The following is a 1629-nucleotide window of genomic DNA, read 5'->3' on the forward strand; positions in this document are numbered from 1 at the left end:
TCGGCGGACGGGCAGTTCCGCGCCGACCTGCAAAAACCCAGGTAGGGAGCGGCCCGCTTTCACACGTACTATGTTGTGGCGGGCGGCATCCCGATTCTGGTGCACAACACCGGTGATGCCTGTAAGCCGGCCTATGTGTGGCGGCCCAACCGCCCATTTGTAAACGATCACCCTCAGGATCCAGTCTCTGCGGATGCCTTGATTAAGCCGGGTGAGCCGCTTGCGGCCGGGGACTACGTCTACGTGGTCAAGAGAGACGGATCCCTCGCGGCAGCGCTCGAAGACAATGTCGTTAATTTCGGGTCGCCGCGGCTGAACGGAGGCCACACTAGTCTTTCGGCGGACCTTGGAGCAGGCGAGAGTCCAGCACCGGTACTCATGGCCGGCAGGTTCACTGCCGACGAGAACGGCCGGATTACGATGTTCGACAATGATTCGGGCCACTATCACCCCGGCTACGATGCTTGGGAATATGATCCTGAGGCATATATGCCGCTCGAGGATGTGGCACGTCAGGCATTTGAGGGATTTGGGCTTCCTGCGCCAGGGTCGGATGCTTGGGATCCGTACGTACCATAGTCATGGGGATCCGGAGGAAGAGAGGAGTCAGCTGTGCATGGACAGAGCGGCGCAAGCGATCCGGAAAACGCCGTAGGCGCTGGTTCGACGCTGTCGCAGGCGAGCGAGGCTTCCGAGGCTTACCTCGCGTCTGTGCTTCAGCTGGCTCGACTGCTCGGCCTTGAAGTCAGCCCTACCTCACACGACACGCACGCGGCGCGTGACGTGTGGGGGGCGGTGTGTGGGCCCCTCGCGGCGAGGTCGAGCCTCCCGGATGACTTCTTCACGCCACTGGTGGCGGCGGCGATTTATGAACCGGACCCTAGTTTTACGCGCTGGTTCGCTAAGCCGGCAATTGAAGCTTTTGGGCGTCTTCGAGTTCGTCGCGCATTGCTTGAATATCTCAAGATTGGGTCAGATCGTGAACGGATCGGGGCAGCTCAATCCTGGTACTATACGCAACTGCGACGATCTGATGTACGTGCGGTTGAGGGGAAAGCGGGGACTGAATCAGATGGCTCGGGTGACCTTACAGCCGAATGGCGTGAGGCTGCGCTCCGCGAGTTTGTCAGAAATGACAACTTGACGCTTCGGCATTATCTTGTGAAATACTTGCCCCTTGGCGATCCGGATGCGTTTCCATCTAATTCTCGAGAGCTAGTGGATGTGGCGCTAGAGATCGCGAGAGCATTGCCGCGATAGCAGCTGGCCAGCGAAGATCTTGTGAAGCTCGTTACATTTGATTTGGCGACCGCAAGTCAGATGATTCCATTTTTTAGTATTCCAAGTTTGTTATAATTCGTGAATGTGAGGGTCCTGTCCTGCGCGTCGATTGATTCCGAGGGTCCCTTTTTGCACCGGAGGGGACTTCTCCATTGGCGATATGGTGCTCGCAGAGTCAGTAGCTGCGATGCGCTATTAGCCTCGATCTTTCGTGACGGTCCGTCGGTTCTTCCGGTGGGCCGTTTCGGCTTATCGCGTGGATTGTGGGCAGGGTGGCAGCCCGGCTGTCGTGCCGGGTGGACGCCGGTTTCCACGGTCCCGGCGGGAGTGCTGCTGGTGCAGGGACGG

General features: G+C 58.8%; 1 protein-coding gene. It reads left to right on the top strand.

Going from position 1 to position 1629, the window contains the following annotated elements:
- Positions 1 to 75: 75 nt before the first annotated feature.
- Positions 76 to 579 carry a hypothetical protein gene (locus ACGFZQ_RS52220; protein ID WP_393846514.1) on the top strand — a complete coding sequence of 168 codons (504 nt, stop codon included), beginning with the start codon at positions 76 to 78 and terminating at the stop codon, positions 577 to 579.
- Positions 580 to 1629: the final 1050 nt, after the last annotated feature.

The organism is Streptomyces sp. NPDC048254, assembly GCF_043201895.1.
Classification (GTDB): Bacteria; Actinomycetota; Actinomycetes; order Streptomycetales; family Streptomycetaceae; genus Streptomyces.